This window comes from Williamsia sp. z71 (assembly GCF_059553375.1).
Window position 1 is genome coordinate 229,572 of sequence record NZ_JCANWX010000007.1, and the last position, 15,230, is coordinate 244,801.

Here is a 15,230-nt window from a genome sequence, read left to right on the forward strand (position 1 = left end):
ATTGATCTACCCGAAGACTGGAAGTCGTGCGTTCGCGGACGCGAAAATAGGCCAACATTGTGTTGAGCGCGCCGAGGGTTTGTCGGTGCCGGTGTTCGGGTATGGACGGCGGGGACGACGAGTAGAGAGCGGGGGGCACGGTTGAACGCTTTGTGGGATTACATGACCTCACACCGATCTCAGCTGGTGTTCGATTCCTATCAGCACGTCAGCGCAGTGCTCCAAAGCGTCCTCATCGCGACCGTGATCGGTGTGGTGGTCGGTCTGCTCACCTATCGCAGCGACATCGCGGCCAACCTGGCCACATCGTTGTCCAGCGCCATCCTGACCGTCCCGTCCTTCGCCCTGCTGGGTTTGCTCATCCCGCTCGTCGGTCTCGGTGTCCTGCCCTCGGTGATCGCGTTGGTGCTGTACTCGTTGCTCCCGATCATCCGTAACACCATCGTCGGACTCAACAACATCGAGCCGGCACTCATCGACGCCGCCCGGGGTATCGGGATGGGCGGCGTCATCACCCTTGTCCGGGTCCAATTGCCGTTGGTGTGGCCGGCGATCCTGGCCGCGATGCGACTGAGCACCCAGATGGCCATGGGCGTCCTCGCCATCGCCGCGTACGTCAAGGGTCCGGGGCTGGGCAATCTCATCTTCGCCGGCCTGGCCCGGGTCGGCAGTCCGACCGCGGTGCCCATGGCCCTGTCCGGCACCTTGCTGATCGTTGTACTCGCCCTCGCTCTCGACGCCCTCTACGTACTCCTCGGACGGCTCACCACGTCGAAAGGCATCCGATGACAGAACAGTCCTCAGCGTCGAGCGGCCTGCGCTCAGCAAACCCGACCGGGGTGCAGATCACCCTCGAACACGTGTCGAAGATCTACCCGGGGTCGAAAACGCCCGCGGTGGACGATGTTTCATTGCACATCCCGGCCGGCGACGTCGTCGTCCTCGTCGGTCCCTCCGGGTGTGGCAAAACCACCACCATGCGGATGATCAACCGGCTCAGCGAGCCCACGTCCGGCAAGATCACCATCGGCGACAAGGACGCCCTGTCGATCAAACCCACCGAATTGCGACGCTCGATCGGTTACTCGATCCAGCAGGCCGGGCTCTTCCCGCACATGACGATCCGTCAGAACATCGGGCTGGTCCCGGGATTGCTCAAGTGGGACAAGAAACGCATTGCCGCGCGCGTCGAGGAACTGCTCGATCTGGTCGGACTCGACCCGGCACAGTACGCCGGGCGTTACCCACGACAGTTGTCCGGCGGTCAGCAACAACGGGTCGGTGTCGCACGGGCTCTGGCGGCCGATCCGCCCGTCCTCCTGATGGACGAACCCTTCGGCGCAGTCGACCCGATCACCCGCAGCTCTCTGCAGGACGAACTCCTGCGTCTGCAAAGCGAATTGGGCAAGACCATCGTGTTCGTCACCCATGACTTCGGTGAGGCGGTCAAACTCGGGGACCGCATCGCGGTGCTCGGTCAGCAGTCGAAGATCCTGCAATACGACACGCCGCAGGCGATTCTCGCCAATCCCGCCGATGACACCGTGGCCGGGTTCGTGGGAACCGGTGCCTCACTGCGTCAACTCGGTCTGGTCCGGGTCAAGGACATCGACCTCGAGGCCAGACCCACCGCGCACGTCGGCGACGATGTCGACGCGCTGCGCGCCGAACTCGCCGGCGGTGAGCATGATTGGGCCGTGATCCTCGACGATCGGCAGCGCCCGGTCAGCTGGGTGCGCGAGAGTCGGCTGCGACAGGCCCGCACCGTCGACGAGTTCGCCGAGCCCCTCGATGAGGTGATCAGCATCCAGGCCACCCTGCAGGACGCGCTCGAGGCGATGCTCGCCGAGGACCACGCGTCGGCCGTGGTTGCCGGCGCGGGCAACCGGTATCAGGGAGTGGTGACATTGGAGACCCTGATCTCGACCATCACCACACTGCGGGATGCGCCGTCCACCGCGACGGCCGCCGGGGACGTCACGTCATGACCGCGGCCGTCGAGACGCCGCCGACCTCGATCAGCGTGGCGGACCGGCTGCGCCTGATCATCCAGCCGATCCTCGTGGTGATCGTCGCGGTTGCGGTCATCTTCTGGGCGTTCAACCGGGACCTGACCGCCACGCAAAAGGTGAACATCAACGCCGGCAACGTCAGTACCCTCCTCTGGCAGCATCTGCTGATCACGATCACGGTCGCGGCCATCGTCGTCCTCGTCGGAGTCCCCCTCGGAATCCTGGTGACCCGCGGCCCGGTCCGCTTCCTGCGACCACCGTTCATCGGTGTGGCGAACATCGGGCAGGCCGCACCGGCGGTCGGCCTGTTGGTCCTGCTCTTCCTGTGGACCGGCGAGACGGGTTTCTGGATCGGTGTCCTGCCCATCGCGGTGTATTCGCTGCTCCCGGTGTTCAGCAGCACCATCCTCGGCATCGATCAGGTCGACAAGTCACTCATCGACGCCGGCCAGGGGCAGGGCATGTCCGGGTCATCGATTCTCTTCCGCGTCGAATTGCCGTTGGCGGTGCCGTACATCCTCGCGGGCCTCCGGACCTCGCTGGTCCTGGCCGTCGGTACCGCGACCCTGTGCTTCCTCGTCAATGCCGGCGGACTCGGGGTGCTGATCGACACCGGATACAAATTGCGGGACAACGTGACCCTGGTCCTGGGCAGCGTCCTGGCGGTATGCCTGGCGCTACTCGTGGACTGGGTCGGCGCGCTGGCCGAGTACTACCTCGGACCGAAGGGGATACGAGCATGACAACGGTGTCCCGAACCGGCCGGCTGCTCAAGCCGGTCCTCTGTGCGATCGTCTGCGTGGTCGCGCTCGGCTGTGGACTGTCCTCGGGCGGTGCCGTCCCCCTCGAGGTCGGCCCGGGTTCGATCACCGAGAACGAGGGGCTCAAGGGTGTCGAGATCACCGTGGGCTCCAAGGAATACACCGAGCAGGTGATCCTGGGATACATTCTCGAGTTCACCCTCGTGGCGGCCGGGGCCGATGTCCGGGACATGACCGGGATCGTGGGTTCGCGCAGTACCCGCGATGCCCAGATCGCCGATCAGGTCGACGTCGCCTACGAGTTCACGGGTAACGCCTGGATCAACTATCTCGGCCACGAGAAACCGATCGCCGACACCCGCGAACAGTTCGAGGCCGTGCGCGACGAGGACCTCGAAAGAAATGACATGGTGTGGCTCGAGCCGGGCCCGATGGACGACACATATGCCTTGGCCGCGAGCAAGAAGGTGATCGACGACACCGGCGTCACCAACCTCACCGAGTATGCGGAACTGGTCAACCGCGACCCGGCCGCGGCCGCCACCTGTGTGGACACCGAGTTCCGCGCCCGCCAGGACGGATACCCGGGTATGGCCGCCGCCTACGGATTCGATCCGGCGAAGGCCGACACCCCGATTCTTCAGGTCGGGATCATCTATCAGGCGACCTCGACGGGAACGCAGTGCAAGTTCGGCGAGGTGTTCACCACCGACGGCCGGATCGCCGGCCTCGACCTCGTGGTGCTGACCGACGACAAGCAGTTCTTCCCGCACTACAACCCGTCCGTCACGATGAAGGCGAGTTTCTTCGAGAAGCACCCCGAGATCGCCGAGGTCACGGCGCCGGTCACGGCCGCTCTCACCAACGAGGTGATCACCGAGCTCAACAAGCAGGTCGACGTCGACGGCAAGGATCCGGCGATCGTGGCCCGGGACTGGATGATCTCCGAAGGTTTCATCACCAAGGGGTGAGGGACCGGCCGCCACCGACTTTCGATCAGGGTGCGCCTTAAGGTGTCGACGCCCGCCGGTTGGAGCAAAACTGGGTTCATGACCGCCCTCGTCGAAACCCCAGCCGCCGCTTCCACCCGGTCGGCACTTCCCACCCTGACGGTGACCAAACTCGGTGAACACCTCGGCGCCCGGGTCGATGGCATCCGGTTGTCCGGCGACCTCGACGACGCGACGGTGCAGGCCATTCGGACCGTGATCGCCACTCACAAGGCCGTCGTCTTCACCGGTCAACACCATTTCGACGACAGGGTCCAGTACGAGTTCGCCTCCCTCCTGGGCACGCCCACCAAGGCGCATCCGACGGTCCTCTCGCGCGGCGAGGACCTGCTCCCCCTCGAAGGTGCCGCGAATTCCTGGCATACGGACGTCTCGTTCGTCGATCGCATCCCCAAGATCTCCGTGCTGCGCGCGACCGTCCGCCCCACGTACGGCGGCGCGACGATGTGGGCATCCACGGTGGCCGCATACGCCAACCTCCCCCGACCGATGCGAGCACTCGTCGACCGGTTGCGGGCCGTTCACACCAACGATTACGACTACGCCGAACACCTCACCGTCGGCGACAGCTCCGACCCGGCGTACCGAGAAGAGTTCGTCAAGACCGTCTTCGAGACCGAGCACCCGGCGGTCCGGGTGCACCCCGAGACCGGTGAGCGGGCGCTGACCCTCGGGCACTTCGTCAAGTCGTTCTCGGGTTTCAAGACCTCCGAGACCGCCGACCTGTTGCGGCTGCTCCAGGCACGGATCGAGCGTCCCGACAACACCTTTCGCTGGAACTGGAACGCAGGGGACGTCGCGATCTGGGACAACCGTTCCACCCAGCACTACGGTGTGGCCGACTTCGGCGACCAGTTCCGGCGAGTCAATCGCGTGACACTTGCCGGCGACGTCCCCATCGGCGTCGATCGGGACCGGTCCACGATCATCACCGGCGATGCAAAGGGATATTCGGTTGTCGAAACGCCGCGGCCCCTGGTCGCATGGGAACCGGCAAGCCCGGCGAGTATTCGAGGGTTCGCCGACGAACGGCATTGAAGTCCACGGCAAAGGGTTCACAATCCACCCATCGCCGTAGCCATCAGCCCGGCAAAAGCAAACCGGAGGTGGTCATTCAGCCAAATCACCGACGCAGTGGAGCGCCCACAGGCGCGAACAGCTGTATCGTCCGGTGCGATGAAGCGACCCATGACGCACGCCGCCGCCTTCCTGGCTGCGGCACTGCTGTTCACCGGTATCGGTGGTCCGGGACCGGCCGGGGCCGAACCCGTGACAACGGCACCCCCGATCGGCGCGGCGCCCGCGCCCGAAACGGTGACCGATGCGTGCCCGTACAAGACCACACCGGTGCCTCCGATCGACGAATCGGAGGTGGTCCCGGCCGGGTCCGCCACACCTACGCCGCTCCCGGTCCCCGACCCGCCGGTCGGTGGCGACGAGCTCGGCGGCTGTGGTGTCGTGCTCGCCGACGGTGCCGCACCACCGCCACCGGGTCTGACCGCGACGGGTTGGCTGATCGCCGATCTGACCGCCGGAACCGTGCTGGCCGCCAAAGACCCGCACGGGCGTTACCGGCCGGCCAGCACCATCAAGGTGCTCCTGGCGCTTGTGGTGCTCGACGAACTGGACCTCGACTCCACCGTCACCGGCACCCGGGAAGACGACGAGATCGAAGGTGACGCCGCCGGGGTCGGTCCCGGTGGCACCTATACGGTCCGTGACCTGATGACCGGACTGATCCTGGTGTCCGGCAACGACTGCGCGAACGCCCTGGCCCGCGCGTTGGGCGGGACCGATGCCACCGTCGCGAAGATGAACACGATGGCGCAGCAACTCGGCGCGAAGGACACCCGCGCGGCCTCCCCCTCAGGACTCGACGCCCCGGGAATGACCACATCGCCGTACGACGAAGCCCTGATCTTCAGAGCGGCCCTGAACAATCCCGACTTCGTCGAGATCTCACAGGAGGATCAGGCCCACTTCCCCGGCTATCCGGGCATGCCCACCCAGACACCGCCCGAGGCACCCGCAATCGACGGATACTCCACCGAAACCACGCCGGCGGCAGACCCGGCCGCAGCCCAGGGAATCGACCTCTACAACATGAACCAACTGTTGTACGACTACGAGGGAACCATCGCAGGCAAAACCGGATACACCGACGATGCCCGCAAAACCTTTGTCGGAGCGGCAGAACGTGATGGTCGCCAGATTCTCGTCGTCCAGATGTACGGACTGAACGACAGCTATGGATCCTTCTGGCGACAGGCCGGGGCGATGCTGGACTACGGCTTCGCCCAGCCGGCCGATCAGAACATCGGCGTCCTGGTCGACGGGCCCGACGACCTCGACGAAGAACTCTCCGAAACCGACGCCCCGGGCACCGGCGGTACCGGAGGCGACATGGCATCGGCCGACGGGCTCAGGTCCGATGGAGCCTCGGGCACTGCCAAGCTGGTCATCGGGCTGACGGGTGCACTGATCGTGGTGGCGCTGGTCTACGCCGGGCTACGCCTGAACAGGCGTTCCTGAACACCTCGCACACCGAATCAGGCGGTGGTCAACGTCTACGCCGCGATGCCGCCGAAATACCCAACGCCGCAATCACACCGGCACCGACTGCGGCCACCGCCCCACGACCGGACAGTCCTTCCCGGACCACGACCCGCGGGCTGATGACCACCGGATCCGGTACCAGGGTCGGTTCGTACTTCCGGTTGCGCGGATCGGTTGCCGCCCACGCGGTGGCGAACAGGATGATCCGGGTGGTGATGAAAGCAAAAACCATGATGCCCAGAATCGGGCCGAACGTGGCACCGGCCGGGCCGCTCACCACGGACTTGAGGTAGAAGCTCCCCACCTGCTTGAAGATCTCGAACACCACGGCGGTGAGCAGGCCGGCCTTCCACGCGTTGCGCAGTGGCAGTGCCACCCGGGGCAGTTTGGCGATGACCCAGGTGAACAGCAACCACGACGCCAGGATCGAGAGCACGAGCGAGATGGCCCGGACCGCCCACGACACACCGGGGAGGTCGTCAGCGCTCACCCATTCCAAGATCTGGTGGACCAGACCGCTGCTGGAGAGCGCCGACAGCGAAAAGGTGACGATCATGGCCAGGAAGAGGCCGAGCAGGGCACCGAGGTCGGACAACTTGGTCTTCACCATGCCGGGCGTCTCGGGTTCTGAACCCCACTGCACGGTCAGCGCGTTCCGCAGATTCGCCATCCACCCGAGTCCGGCGTAGAGGGCGATCAGCAGGCCGAGGACACCGATCGTGGCCCGCGACTCGATGGCCTGGTCCATCAGGTCGGTGAGCTGCTCGCCCATGCTGCCGTCCGCCGAGTCGGCGATCTTGTCCTTCGCCTTGTCGAGCAACTCCTCGTTGTTGGCGAAGACGAAACCGGCGACGGCGAACCCGATCATCAGCAACGGGAACAGCGCGAAGACGCTGAAGTACGTTGCCCCGGCGGCAAAATAGTCGCCCTTGGAACTCTGGTACCGGTTCGCCGCCTCCATCAGGTGGTCGAACCACGGATACCGTGCGCGCTGTTTGTCGAGGAACGACGGCTTGTCGGCCGCGCCCGGCGTGGTGATCACACCCGGGGTGCGTTCGTCCTGGCCTTGATCGGATGCCCGTGGCTTGAGCTTTGCACCGGCGCGAGCCTGTGGCATGTCGTTCCCCGTTCGGTCTCAGTCGAGCGGCACTGGAGCTACAAATCCCACCTTGTCATAGACCGTTGCCAACGTTCGTGAGGCCACTTCGCGGGCCGTCTGCGCGCCCGCGGCCAGGATCTGATCGAGTTGCGCCGGATCGGACAGCAGTTCGTCGAAACGGGCCCGCAACGGGGTCACGAACTCGGTCAGTGCCTCGGCGGTGTCCACCTTGAGCTGGCCGTAACCCTGGCCGTCGTATCCGGCGACCAGATCGTCGACCGACTTGCCGGTCAGTGCCGACTGAATCGTCAACAGGTTGCTCACGCCCGGCTTGTTCTCCCGGTCGAAGACGATCTCCCGGCCGTTGTCGGTGACCGCCGACCGGAGCTTCTTCGCCGACCGCTTGGGATCGTCGAGCAGATTGATCAACCCGGAGTCGGACTCGGCGGACTTGCTCATCTTCGCCGACGGGTTCTGCAGGTCATAGATCTTCGCGGTCTCCGCGACGATGTAGGCCTCGGGAACGATGAACGTCTTGCCGAACCGAGAGTTGAAGCGCTGGGCCAGATTCCGGGTCAGCTCCAGGTGCTGGCGCTGATCCTCGCCCACCGGTACCTGATCAACCTGGAACGTGAGGATGTCGGCGGCCATCAGGATCGGGTAGGTGAACAGCCCGACACTGGCGTGATCGGTGCCCTGTTTCGCCGACTTGTCCTTGAACTGCGTCATCCGGCCGGCCTCGCCGAAACCGGTGAGACACGAGAGCACCCAGGTCAATTGGGCGATCTGCGGCACATGTGACTGTAGGTAGATGGTCGAGCGGGCCGGATCGACGCCGAGCGCCAGCAGTTGGGCGACGCTGCGTCGCGAGCGATCCCGCAACGCCTTGGGGTCGTGGGCGGTGGTGATCGCGTGCATGTCGGGGATGAAGTAGAACGCCTGCTCGAACTCGTCCTGCAACCTCACCCACTGCTGGACCGCGCCCAGATAGTTCCCGAGATGAAAGGAATCACTGGTGGGCTGGATACCCGACAGCACTCGCTTGCGCCGGGCGGGCTTGGTTTCGCTTGCCGATTGCATCACCACCGAATTCTCTCATCCGGCCGCCACCGCATTTCACACACACCGCGCTTGGACGTTTGGCCCGCTCGCCCCTCAGGCGTACTCCACGGTGACCGGAGCATGGTCTGACCACCGCAGATCGTAGGCACCGGCGCGGTCGACCCAGGACTTGGTCGCCGCAGCGGCCATCGTCTTGTTGGCGAGCTGATAGTCGATGCGCCAGCCCGAATCGTTGTCGAATGCCTTGCCGCGCCAGCTCCACCAGGAGTACGGCCCGGCGACCTCGCCGGCGAGATCGCGGGCCACGTCAGTCCACCCGGAGTCCAGGATCCCGGCCACCCAGGCGCGTTCCTCCGGCAGGAAGCCGGGGTTCTTCACGTTGCCCTTGGCGTTTTTCAGATCCAGGGCGGTGGGCGCGATGTTCCAGTCGCCACCGACCACGACACCCCGGCGCTTGCGGCCGAGTGCGCCCAGGTGCGCTCCGAACTCGTCGAGAAAGCGGAACTTCGCCTCGCGCTTCGGGCCGTCGCTCGCACCCTTGGGCAGATACAGACTGGCCACCGTCAGGGTTCCGAAATCGGCTTCGATGTAGCGCCCGGTGGCGTCGAACTCATCGCTGCCGAAACCTTTGCGCACCTTGTCCGGTGCGGTGCGGGACAGGATCGCCACACCCGAATGGCCCTTGACCGACGACTCGCTGAGACTCAGGAACCAACCGTCGTCGAGGGCCGGGGCGAGTGCTTCGGCGACCTGCTCCTCGGTGGCCCGGGTCTCCTGGAGCAAGACGTGGTCCGACGTGGTCTCACGCAGCCAAGGGATCAGCCCCAGATTGCGCTCCGAACGGTGCTTCACCGCGGCGCGGATGCCGTTTACGTTGATCGTCGTCACGATTGTGGTCACGTCGGGCGAGCCTACGTGCGGCCTGTGACAGCGGGTCTGCGGGCGTACAACATCGCAAGCCCGAGGACAACGAGTCCGGCGACCGCCAGCCCGGCGCCGAGCAGCGACGGTGCGCGGTATCCGTATCCGGCCGCGATCACCAGTCCACCCATCCACGCCCCACCCGCGTTCGCGATGTTCAGCGCCGAGTGGTTCAGGGCCGCGGCCAGTGTCTGAGCGTCCTCGGCGACATCCATCAACCGGATCTGCAGCGCCGGGGTCAGCGCGATCCCGGTCAATCCGATGAAGAAGGTCAGGATCAGCGCGGCCCAGGCACTGCTCGCCAGCACGGCGAAAGCGGTGAGCGCGATCACGATGGAGACCAGACTGATGAGGATCGCCCTCACCACACCGCGATCGGCCAGGACACCGCCGAGGATGTTGCCGGCGACCATGCCCAGACCGAACAACATCAGGGCAAACGGGACCAGCGACTCGGAGACGCCCGAGACGGTGGTCAGCGTGGTGCTGATGAAGGTGTAGAAGGCGAACATCCCACCGAATCCGACGATGCCGATGAGGAGCGCAAACCACACCTGCGGGCGTCTCAACGCACCGAGTTCGGTCATCGGATTGGTGATCTTCATGTCCGAGAGTGCGGGCAGGAACATGAACAGGGCCACAATCGTCAACAACCCGATGACGGCCACCACCACAAAGGCGGCCCGCCAACCGACGGCACCACCGAGCCAGGTCGCCGCGGGCACCCCGACGACGTTGGCGACGCTCAGACCGATCATCACCTGACCCACCGCTTTCGCCCTGGACTCGGGGCCCGCCAGATGTGCGGCGACCAGCGCCGCGACCCCGAAGTAGGCGCCGTGTGGCAGTCCGGCGACAAAGCGGGCGACGATCAGCATGCCGTAGTTCTGGGCGAGGACGGTGGCGACATTGCCGACGGTGAACGCGACCATCAGCGCGATCAGCAGGGTGCGTCGCGGCATTCGCGCGGTCAGTGCAGCGATCGTCGGGGCACCCACCACGACGCCGAGCGCGTAGGCGGAGATCACATGTGCGGCTGTCGGTTCGGTGGTGCCCAGCGAGTCGGCGATGTGGGGCAGCAGCCCCATCGCGACGAATTCGGTGGTCCCGATACCGAATGCGCCGAGTGACAGGGCCAGGATGGCGCTGCGTCTACCGCTCCGCACCGCCCCCGAGGATTCGGGGGCGACGGTGCTGACAGCAGACATGGGTGAACCTCTCGAAGTCGATCGGGGCGACGGCGACACTGCCGGGGCAATTCATTGCCGGGGCAACTACGGTGTCAACCCCGTCGGGGTCACGGCTCATTCCGGGATCGGACGTGAACTGACCCACAGATCGACGTGTCCGCGCGGTGGCGGGAGACCCGGATTACGGGGTGACGGCGAGGTCGGCCGGCACGTCGATGGACGTTGTCTCGGTCGCGGCAGGCGTTTCGACTGCAGCCGGAGCCGGAGTCTCCGGTTCCTGATCGTCCGCCGAACCGGTACGGCCGGGATCGGCGGGCAGGTCGGAATCGGCAGTGTCGGGGAGCTGATTCCACCCCGGCGTAGTGGTGAACCCGTCGACCACCGGCGCCGCCGGCCCCTCCGGCGCCCGATGTCGACCGGGCTCGGCAACGACTGCGGCCGACTCGGGCGGGTGATCGGCCGATGGCGAGTGACCAACGGGCGCCACGGCGAGGACCTTCTGAGAATCGTCGACGACGGCGGGGTGAGCGGCCGGGTCCGCCGGCTCGGTCCTGGCCTGAACCACCGCACCGAACACCGCAGTGGCCACGGTGCGCACCGTCGGCGCCGCGATGAACCCCAGATCCGGGTCACGCCGGTCGAGGACCGCATCGATCACCGCCACCCAGTCCCGGACGAAGTTCACCGGATACTCGACGACGCTGACCGCGCTCCCGAAGATCGCGGACCAGGCCGCCGGGTCCCCCGACAGCGCGTCCCGGATCGCGTACAGGTCGGTGAGATACGCACCGTGCCCGAGCTGCGGCAGAGCCGGCAGCAAGCCCATGATCGCGCGCGAGATCGGCTGGATGACAGCTGGTTCGAGACGCGGGAAATCGAGGATCACCGGGCGCAGCAGGTTGGGTAGTCCGACCTGCGCCAGCACGGTGGTCAGTGACGGATCGGCACCGACGAGGATCACCGTGGCCCCGTCGGAGCCCTCGACGACGGTCACCCCATCGGCGCCGGCGGACGCCCCCGGGCCCGCCGACATGATGTCGCCATAGCTGAAGTGCTTGACCCAGAAACCCAGCAACGCGTCCAGCGCCCCGATCGGATCTCGCCGAGGGTCGGGCACGTCGCAGACCGCATCACCGTCGATACAGACCGAGTAGACCGTCACATCGCCGAAATCGCCGTCGCGCGAACCGTCGAGCATCGCGCCCGGATACGCATTGATGAGATTGACCTCGGCCCCGGCGCCGGCGCTCGTTCCGCGTCGCCGCGGGTCGGCATAGAGCTCGCCCGACACCCCGTCGGCACTGACACCATCCGCCTTACCCGCCGCGATGTCGGCCAGTACGTCGCCGGCCACTCGAGCGCCCTGCGAATAGCCGGTGATGACGGCAGGCTTGCCCGGGCAACTGGCCTGATAGGTCGCCACATCATCGGTGAGCACGGCTTGTCCGACCTCGATGTTGGCGTCGTAGCTCTGGGCACCGAGCGGCCAGAATGTCGCCGGATAGTCGACCCGTTTGACGACATAACCCTGGGCGATGTACCGGGTCTCCACTCCCCGTGTGTGCAGGAACTCCGGATCGCCGGTTCCGGCCACCACGAACACGGCGCCGTTGCCACACTCCGCCGGGGCTTCGGTGGCGAGCGCCGGGGCACTACCGAGGAAGGTCAGTACCGGCAGCGCGGCTGCCGCGGCCCCCGACGCAAGCGCCGTCACCCGGCGACCGGAACGGGTCGGGACTGCCCGACGACGTCTTGAACCATCATTCACAGCAGCCCCAGGTGTCTCGAATCGCACACGGCCTCGGGTGATTTGAGGCAACTTCACTGAAGTTACGACAACCTTTGCCGAAGGCCAATCGCATGAACGTAGTACAGCACGGCGCAGCCGACGGCGAGCCGCAGAATCGCCGTGCGCTGAACGCTTTTTTGCGCAGGATCCGCGTGTTATATCCTTTTGGCCAGGTCCTGAGTGTCAGCAATGAGCCCCGGCTAGCTGACCGGCAACCCTCCAACCGCGGTGGGGTGCTCCGGGTGACGACCAGGTTGCGGTTCGCCGCGGCAAGCGCGGGGTCCGGAAGGTCGGACCCTCTAATTGGATGTCCACCGACCATGAAAGAGAAGTCCTACATGTCTGACACCGACGTCAATCCGGCTGACAACTGGAGTTTTGAAACCAAGCAGGTCCATGTCGGCCAGAGCCCGGACTCGGCGACTTCTGCCCGTGCGCTGCCGATTTACCAGACAACGTCGTATACGTTCCGCGATACCGAGCACGCCGCGAACCTGTTCGGACTCGCCGAGCCGGGCAACATCTACACCCGCATCATGAACCCCACGCAGGACGCGGTCGAACAGCGCATCGCCGCCCTCGAAGGTGGCGTGGCGGCTCTTCTCGTCGCCTCGGGTCAGGCAGCCGAGACCTACGCGATCCTGAACATCGTCGAAAACGGCGGTCATGTCGTGTCGAGTCCCCGTCTCTACGGCGGCACGTACAACCTGTTCCACTACACACTTCCCAAGCTCGGGATCCAGGTCAGCTTCGTCGACGACCCGGAAGACCTCGACAGCTGGCGCGCGGCCATCCAGCCCAACACCCGCGCCCTGTTCGGTGAAACCATCTCGAACCCGAACAACGAGATCCTCGACCTCCCGGGCATCTCCGCCGTCGCCCACGAGGCGGGTCTGCCACTGATCGTCGACAACACCGTCGCCACTCCGTACCTGATCAACCCGCTCGAACACGGCGCCGACATCGTGGTGCATTCGGCCACGAAATACCTTGGCGGACACGGCACCGCGATCGGCGGCGTGATCGTAGACGGTGGCACCTTCGACTGGCGCGGCCAGCGTGACGGCGTCGACCTGTTCCCCGGCTTCACCACCCCGGACCCGAGCTACCACGGCGCGATCTTCGCGGACCTCGGCGCTCCGGCCTACGCACTCAAGGCGCGCGTGCAGTGGCTGCGCGACACCGGTGCTGCGATCTCCCCGTTCAACGCCTTCCTCATCGCCCAGGGCCTGGAGACCCTGAGCCTGCGGATCGAGCGCCACGTGTCGAACGCCCAGGCCGTGGCCAAGTACCTCGAGGAGCACCCCCAGGTGGAGTCGGTGGCCTACGCCGGCCTCGAATCCTCCCGTTGGTACAAGCGGGGCCAGGAATTGGCTCCGCGCGGCCAGGGCGCGATCATCGGCTTCGAGATCGTCGGCGGCGTCGACGCAGGCAAGAAGTTCGTCGACGCACTGGTGCTGCACAGCCATGTCGCCAACATCGGTGACGTGCGCTCGCTGGTCATCCATCCGGCATCGACCACCCACTCGCAGCTGATCGCCGAGGAGCAGCTGGCCGCCGGCGTCACCCCCGGACTGGTCCGGTTGGCCGTCGGCATCGAGAACGTCGTCGACATCATCGCCGACCTCGACGCAGGCTTCGCTGCGGCCAAGTGAGGTGAGTATCGACCCGCACACGCCACCACGAACTCATCCGGACTGGGAATCCCTGCCCGATGGGCAGCTGACCAGTGTGCCGGTCGGCCCGATTTCGTTGGACAACGGTGGACAGATCGAGAATGTGACCCTGGCGTTTCAGCGCTGGGGCACACTCTCGCCCACCCGCGACAACGTTGTTCTGGCACTACATGCCCTGACCGGCGACTCTCATGCAACAGGTCCCGCCGGTCCCGATCAGCCCACCCCCGGATGGTGGGACGGGCTGATCGGCCCGGGCGGCGCCGTGGACACCGACGAGTGGTGTGTCGTCTCGGCGAACGTCCTCGGTGGATGCGGCGGCTCCACCGGCCCGGCCTCACTGGATTCCGAAGGGCAGGTGTGGGGTTCACGGTTCCCGCACATCACCGTGCTCGATCAGGTCCGTGCCGAGGTCGCCCTGCTCGATGCGTTGCAGATCGATTCCGTCGCAGCCGTCCTCGGCGGTTCGATGGGTGGCGCACGCGCCTTGGAGTGGGTCATCGGCTATCCAGAGCGAGTGCGCAGCGGCTTGATCCTGGCCGTCGGCGCTCGCGCCTCGGCCGACCAGATCGGCACGCAGACAACACAGATCGCGGCGATCAAGGCCGACGCGAACTGGCAGAACGGCGACTATCACGGCACCGGCCGGACCCCCACGTCCGGCCTCGGCATCGCCCGCCGCATCGCCCACATGTACTACCGCAGCGAACCCGAACTCGACCAGCGGTTCGCCAACTTCCCTCAGGGACAAGAAGATCCGTTGCACGGTGGCCGCTACGCGGTGCAGAGTTACCTCGAGCACCAGGCCGACAAACTGGTCCGCCGGTTTGATCCGGGTAGCTATGTGGTGCTGTCCGAGGTGCTCAACAACCACGACGTCGGGCGGGGCCGCGGTGGCGTGGAAGCCGCCCTGCGGAGCTGCCATGTACCCGTTGTGATCGGTGGCATCGATTCCGACCGGCTCTACCCGCTGCGCCAGCAGATCGAGTTGGCCGAGCTCATGCCCGGCTGTGTCGATGGATTGCATGTGGTGCATTCCGCCAACGGCCACGACGGATTCCTCACCGAATACGACGCGGTCTCAGACCTTCTCAAGAAGACTCTCGTCCTCGCCCGCGGCTGATACCCGGCCCTGACCGACCGCTCATACAGCG

Annotated in this window: 13 protein-coding genes and 1 riboswitch; of the genes, 8 read left to right on the plus strand and 5 right to left on the minus strand. The window is 65.8% G+C overall.

Annotated elements, in window-relative coordinates; translation table 11 throughout:
* The first annotated feature begins 141 nt into the window (after positions 1–141).
* The 6 genes from AC51GR_RS18370 to AC51GR_RS18395 all read left to right on the plus strand — a co-directional run bounded on the left by AC51GR_RS18370 (position 142) and on the right by AC51GR_RS18395 (position 6,315).
* Positions 142–789: an ABC transporter permease gene (locus AC51GR_RS18370; RefSeq protein WP_496326085.1), complete on the plus strand. Its 648-nt coding sequence runs from the start codon at positions 142–144 to the stop codon at positions 787–789.
* A complete protein-coding gene (locus AC51GR_RS18375) occupies positions 786–1,988 on the plus strand; it encodes an ABC transporter ATP-binding protein (protein WP_496326086.1) in 1,203 nt (400 codons plus the stop codon). The genes AC51GR_RS18370 and AC51GR_RS18375 overlap by 4 nt, the downstream gene beginning before the upstream one ends.
* On the plus strand, positions 1,985–2,755 hold the full coding sequence (locus tag AC51GR_RS18380; RefSeq protein ID WP_496326087.1) for an ABC transporter permease: 771 nt from the start codon (positions 1,985–1,987) through the stop codon (positions 2,753–2,755). Before AC51GR_RS18375 ends, AC51GR_RS18380 begins: the two co-directional genes overlap by 4 nt.
* A complete protein-coding gene (locus AC51GR_RS18385) occupies positions 2,752–3,744 on the plus strand; it encodes a glycine betaine ABC transporter substrate-binding protein (RefSeq protein ID WP_496326088.1) in 993 nt (330 codons plus the stop codon). Before AC51GR_RS18380 ends, AC51GR_RS18385 begins: the two co-directional genes overlap by 4 nt.
* A 78-nt stretch (positions 3,745–3,822) precedes the next feature.
* The gene (locus tag AC51GR_RS18390; RefSeq protein ID WP_496326089.1) at positions 3,823–4,821 is read left to right on the plus strand and encodes a TauD/TfdA dioxygenase family protein; all 999 of its coding nucleotides are present in this window, start codon (positions 3,823–3,825) and stop codon (positions 4,819–4,821) included.
* Between the two features lie 138 nt (positions 4,822–4,959).
* Positions 4,960–6,315, plus strand: coding sequence for a D-alanyl-D-alanine carboxypeptidase family protein (locus AC51GR_RS18395; RefSeq protein WP_496326090.1), 1,356 nt, complete (start codon positions 4,960–4,962; stop codon positions 6,313–6,315).
* Between the two features lie 28 nt (positions 6,316–6,343).
* Here the strand turns inward: AC51GR_RS18395 and yhjD are convergent, their stop codons facing one another.
* The 5 genes from yhjD to AC51GR_RS18420 form a co-directional block, all read right to left on the minus strand.
* A complete protein-coding gene (gene yhjD / locus AC51GR_RS18400) occupies positions 6,344–7,456 on the minus strand; it encodes an inner membrane protein YhjD (RefSeq protein ID WP_496326091.1) in 1,113 nt (370 codons plus the stop codon).
* 18 nt (positions 7,457–7,474) lie between these two features.
* Complete coding sequence (trpS, locus tag AC51GR_RS18405) at positions 7,475–8,518, minus strand: tryptophan--tRNA ligase (protein WP_496326241.1); 1,044 nt, start codon at positions 8,516–8,518, stop codon at positions 7,475–7,477.
* Between the two features lie 75 nt (positions 8,519–8,593).
* Positions 8,594–9,400 carry an exodeoxyribonuclease III gene (locus AC51GR_RS18410; RefSeq protein ID WP_496326092.1) on the minus strand — a complete coding sequence of 269 codons (807 nt, stop codon included), beginning with the start codon at positions 9,398–9,400 and terminating at the stop codon, positions 8,594–8,596.
* An 11-nt stretch (positions 9,401–9,411) separates the two neighbouring features.
* Complete coding sequence (locus AC51GR_RS18415) at positions 9,412–10,629, minus strand: MFS transporter (RefSeq protein ID WP_496326093.1); 1,218 nt, start codon at positions 10,627–10,629, stop codon at positions 9,412–9,414.
* Positions 10,630–10,792: 163 nt separating this feature from the next.
* Entirely contained in the window at positions 10,793–12,325 is a 1,533-nt protein-coding gene (locus tag AC51GR_RS18420; RefSeq protein WP_496326094.1) for a PE-PPE domain-containing protein, read from the minus strand.
* A gap of 247 nt (positions 12,326–12,572) precedes the next feature.
* A riboswitch (SAM riboswitch) is annotated at positions 12,573–12,682 on the plus strand.
* 56 nt (positions 12,683–12,738) lie between these two features.
* On the opposite strand from AC51GR_RS18420, the gene AC51GR_RS18425 reads away from it, so the two are divergent.
* Both AC51GR_RS18425 and metX read left to right on the plus strand, forming a co-directional pair.
* The gene (locus AC51GR_RS18425; RefSeq protein ID WP_496326095.1) at positions 12,739–14,055 is read left to right on the plus strand and encodes a bifunctional o-acetylhomoserine/o-acetylserine sulfhydrylase; all 1,317 of its coding nucleotides are present in this window, start codon (positions 12,739–12,741) and stop codon (positions 14,053–14,055) included.
* 1 nt (position 14,056) lies between these two features.
* Complete coding sequence (metX, locus tag AC51GR_RS18430) at positions 14,057–15,199, plus strand: homoserine O-acetyltransferase MetX (protein ID WP_496326096.1); 1,143 nt, start codon at positions 14,057–14,059, stop codon at positions 15,197–15,199.
* Positions 15,200–15,230 lie beyond the last annotated feature (31 nt).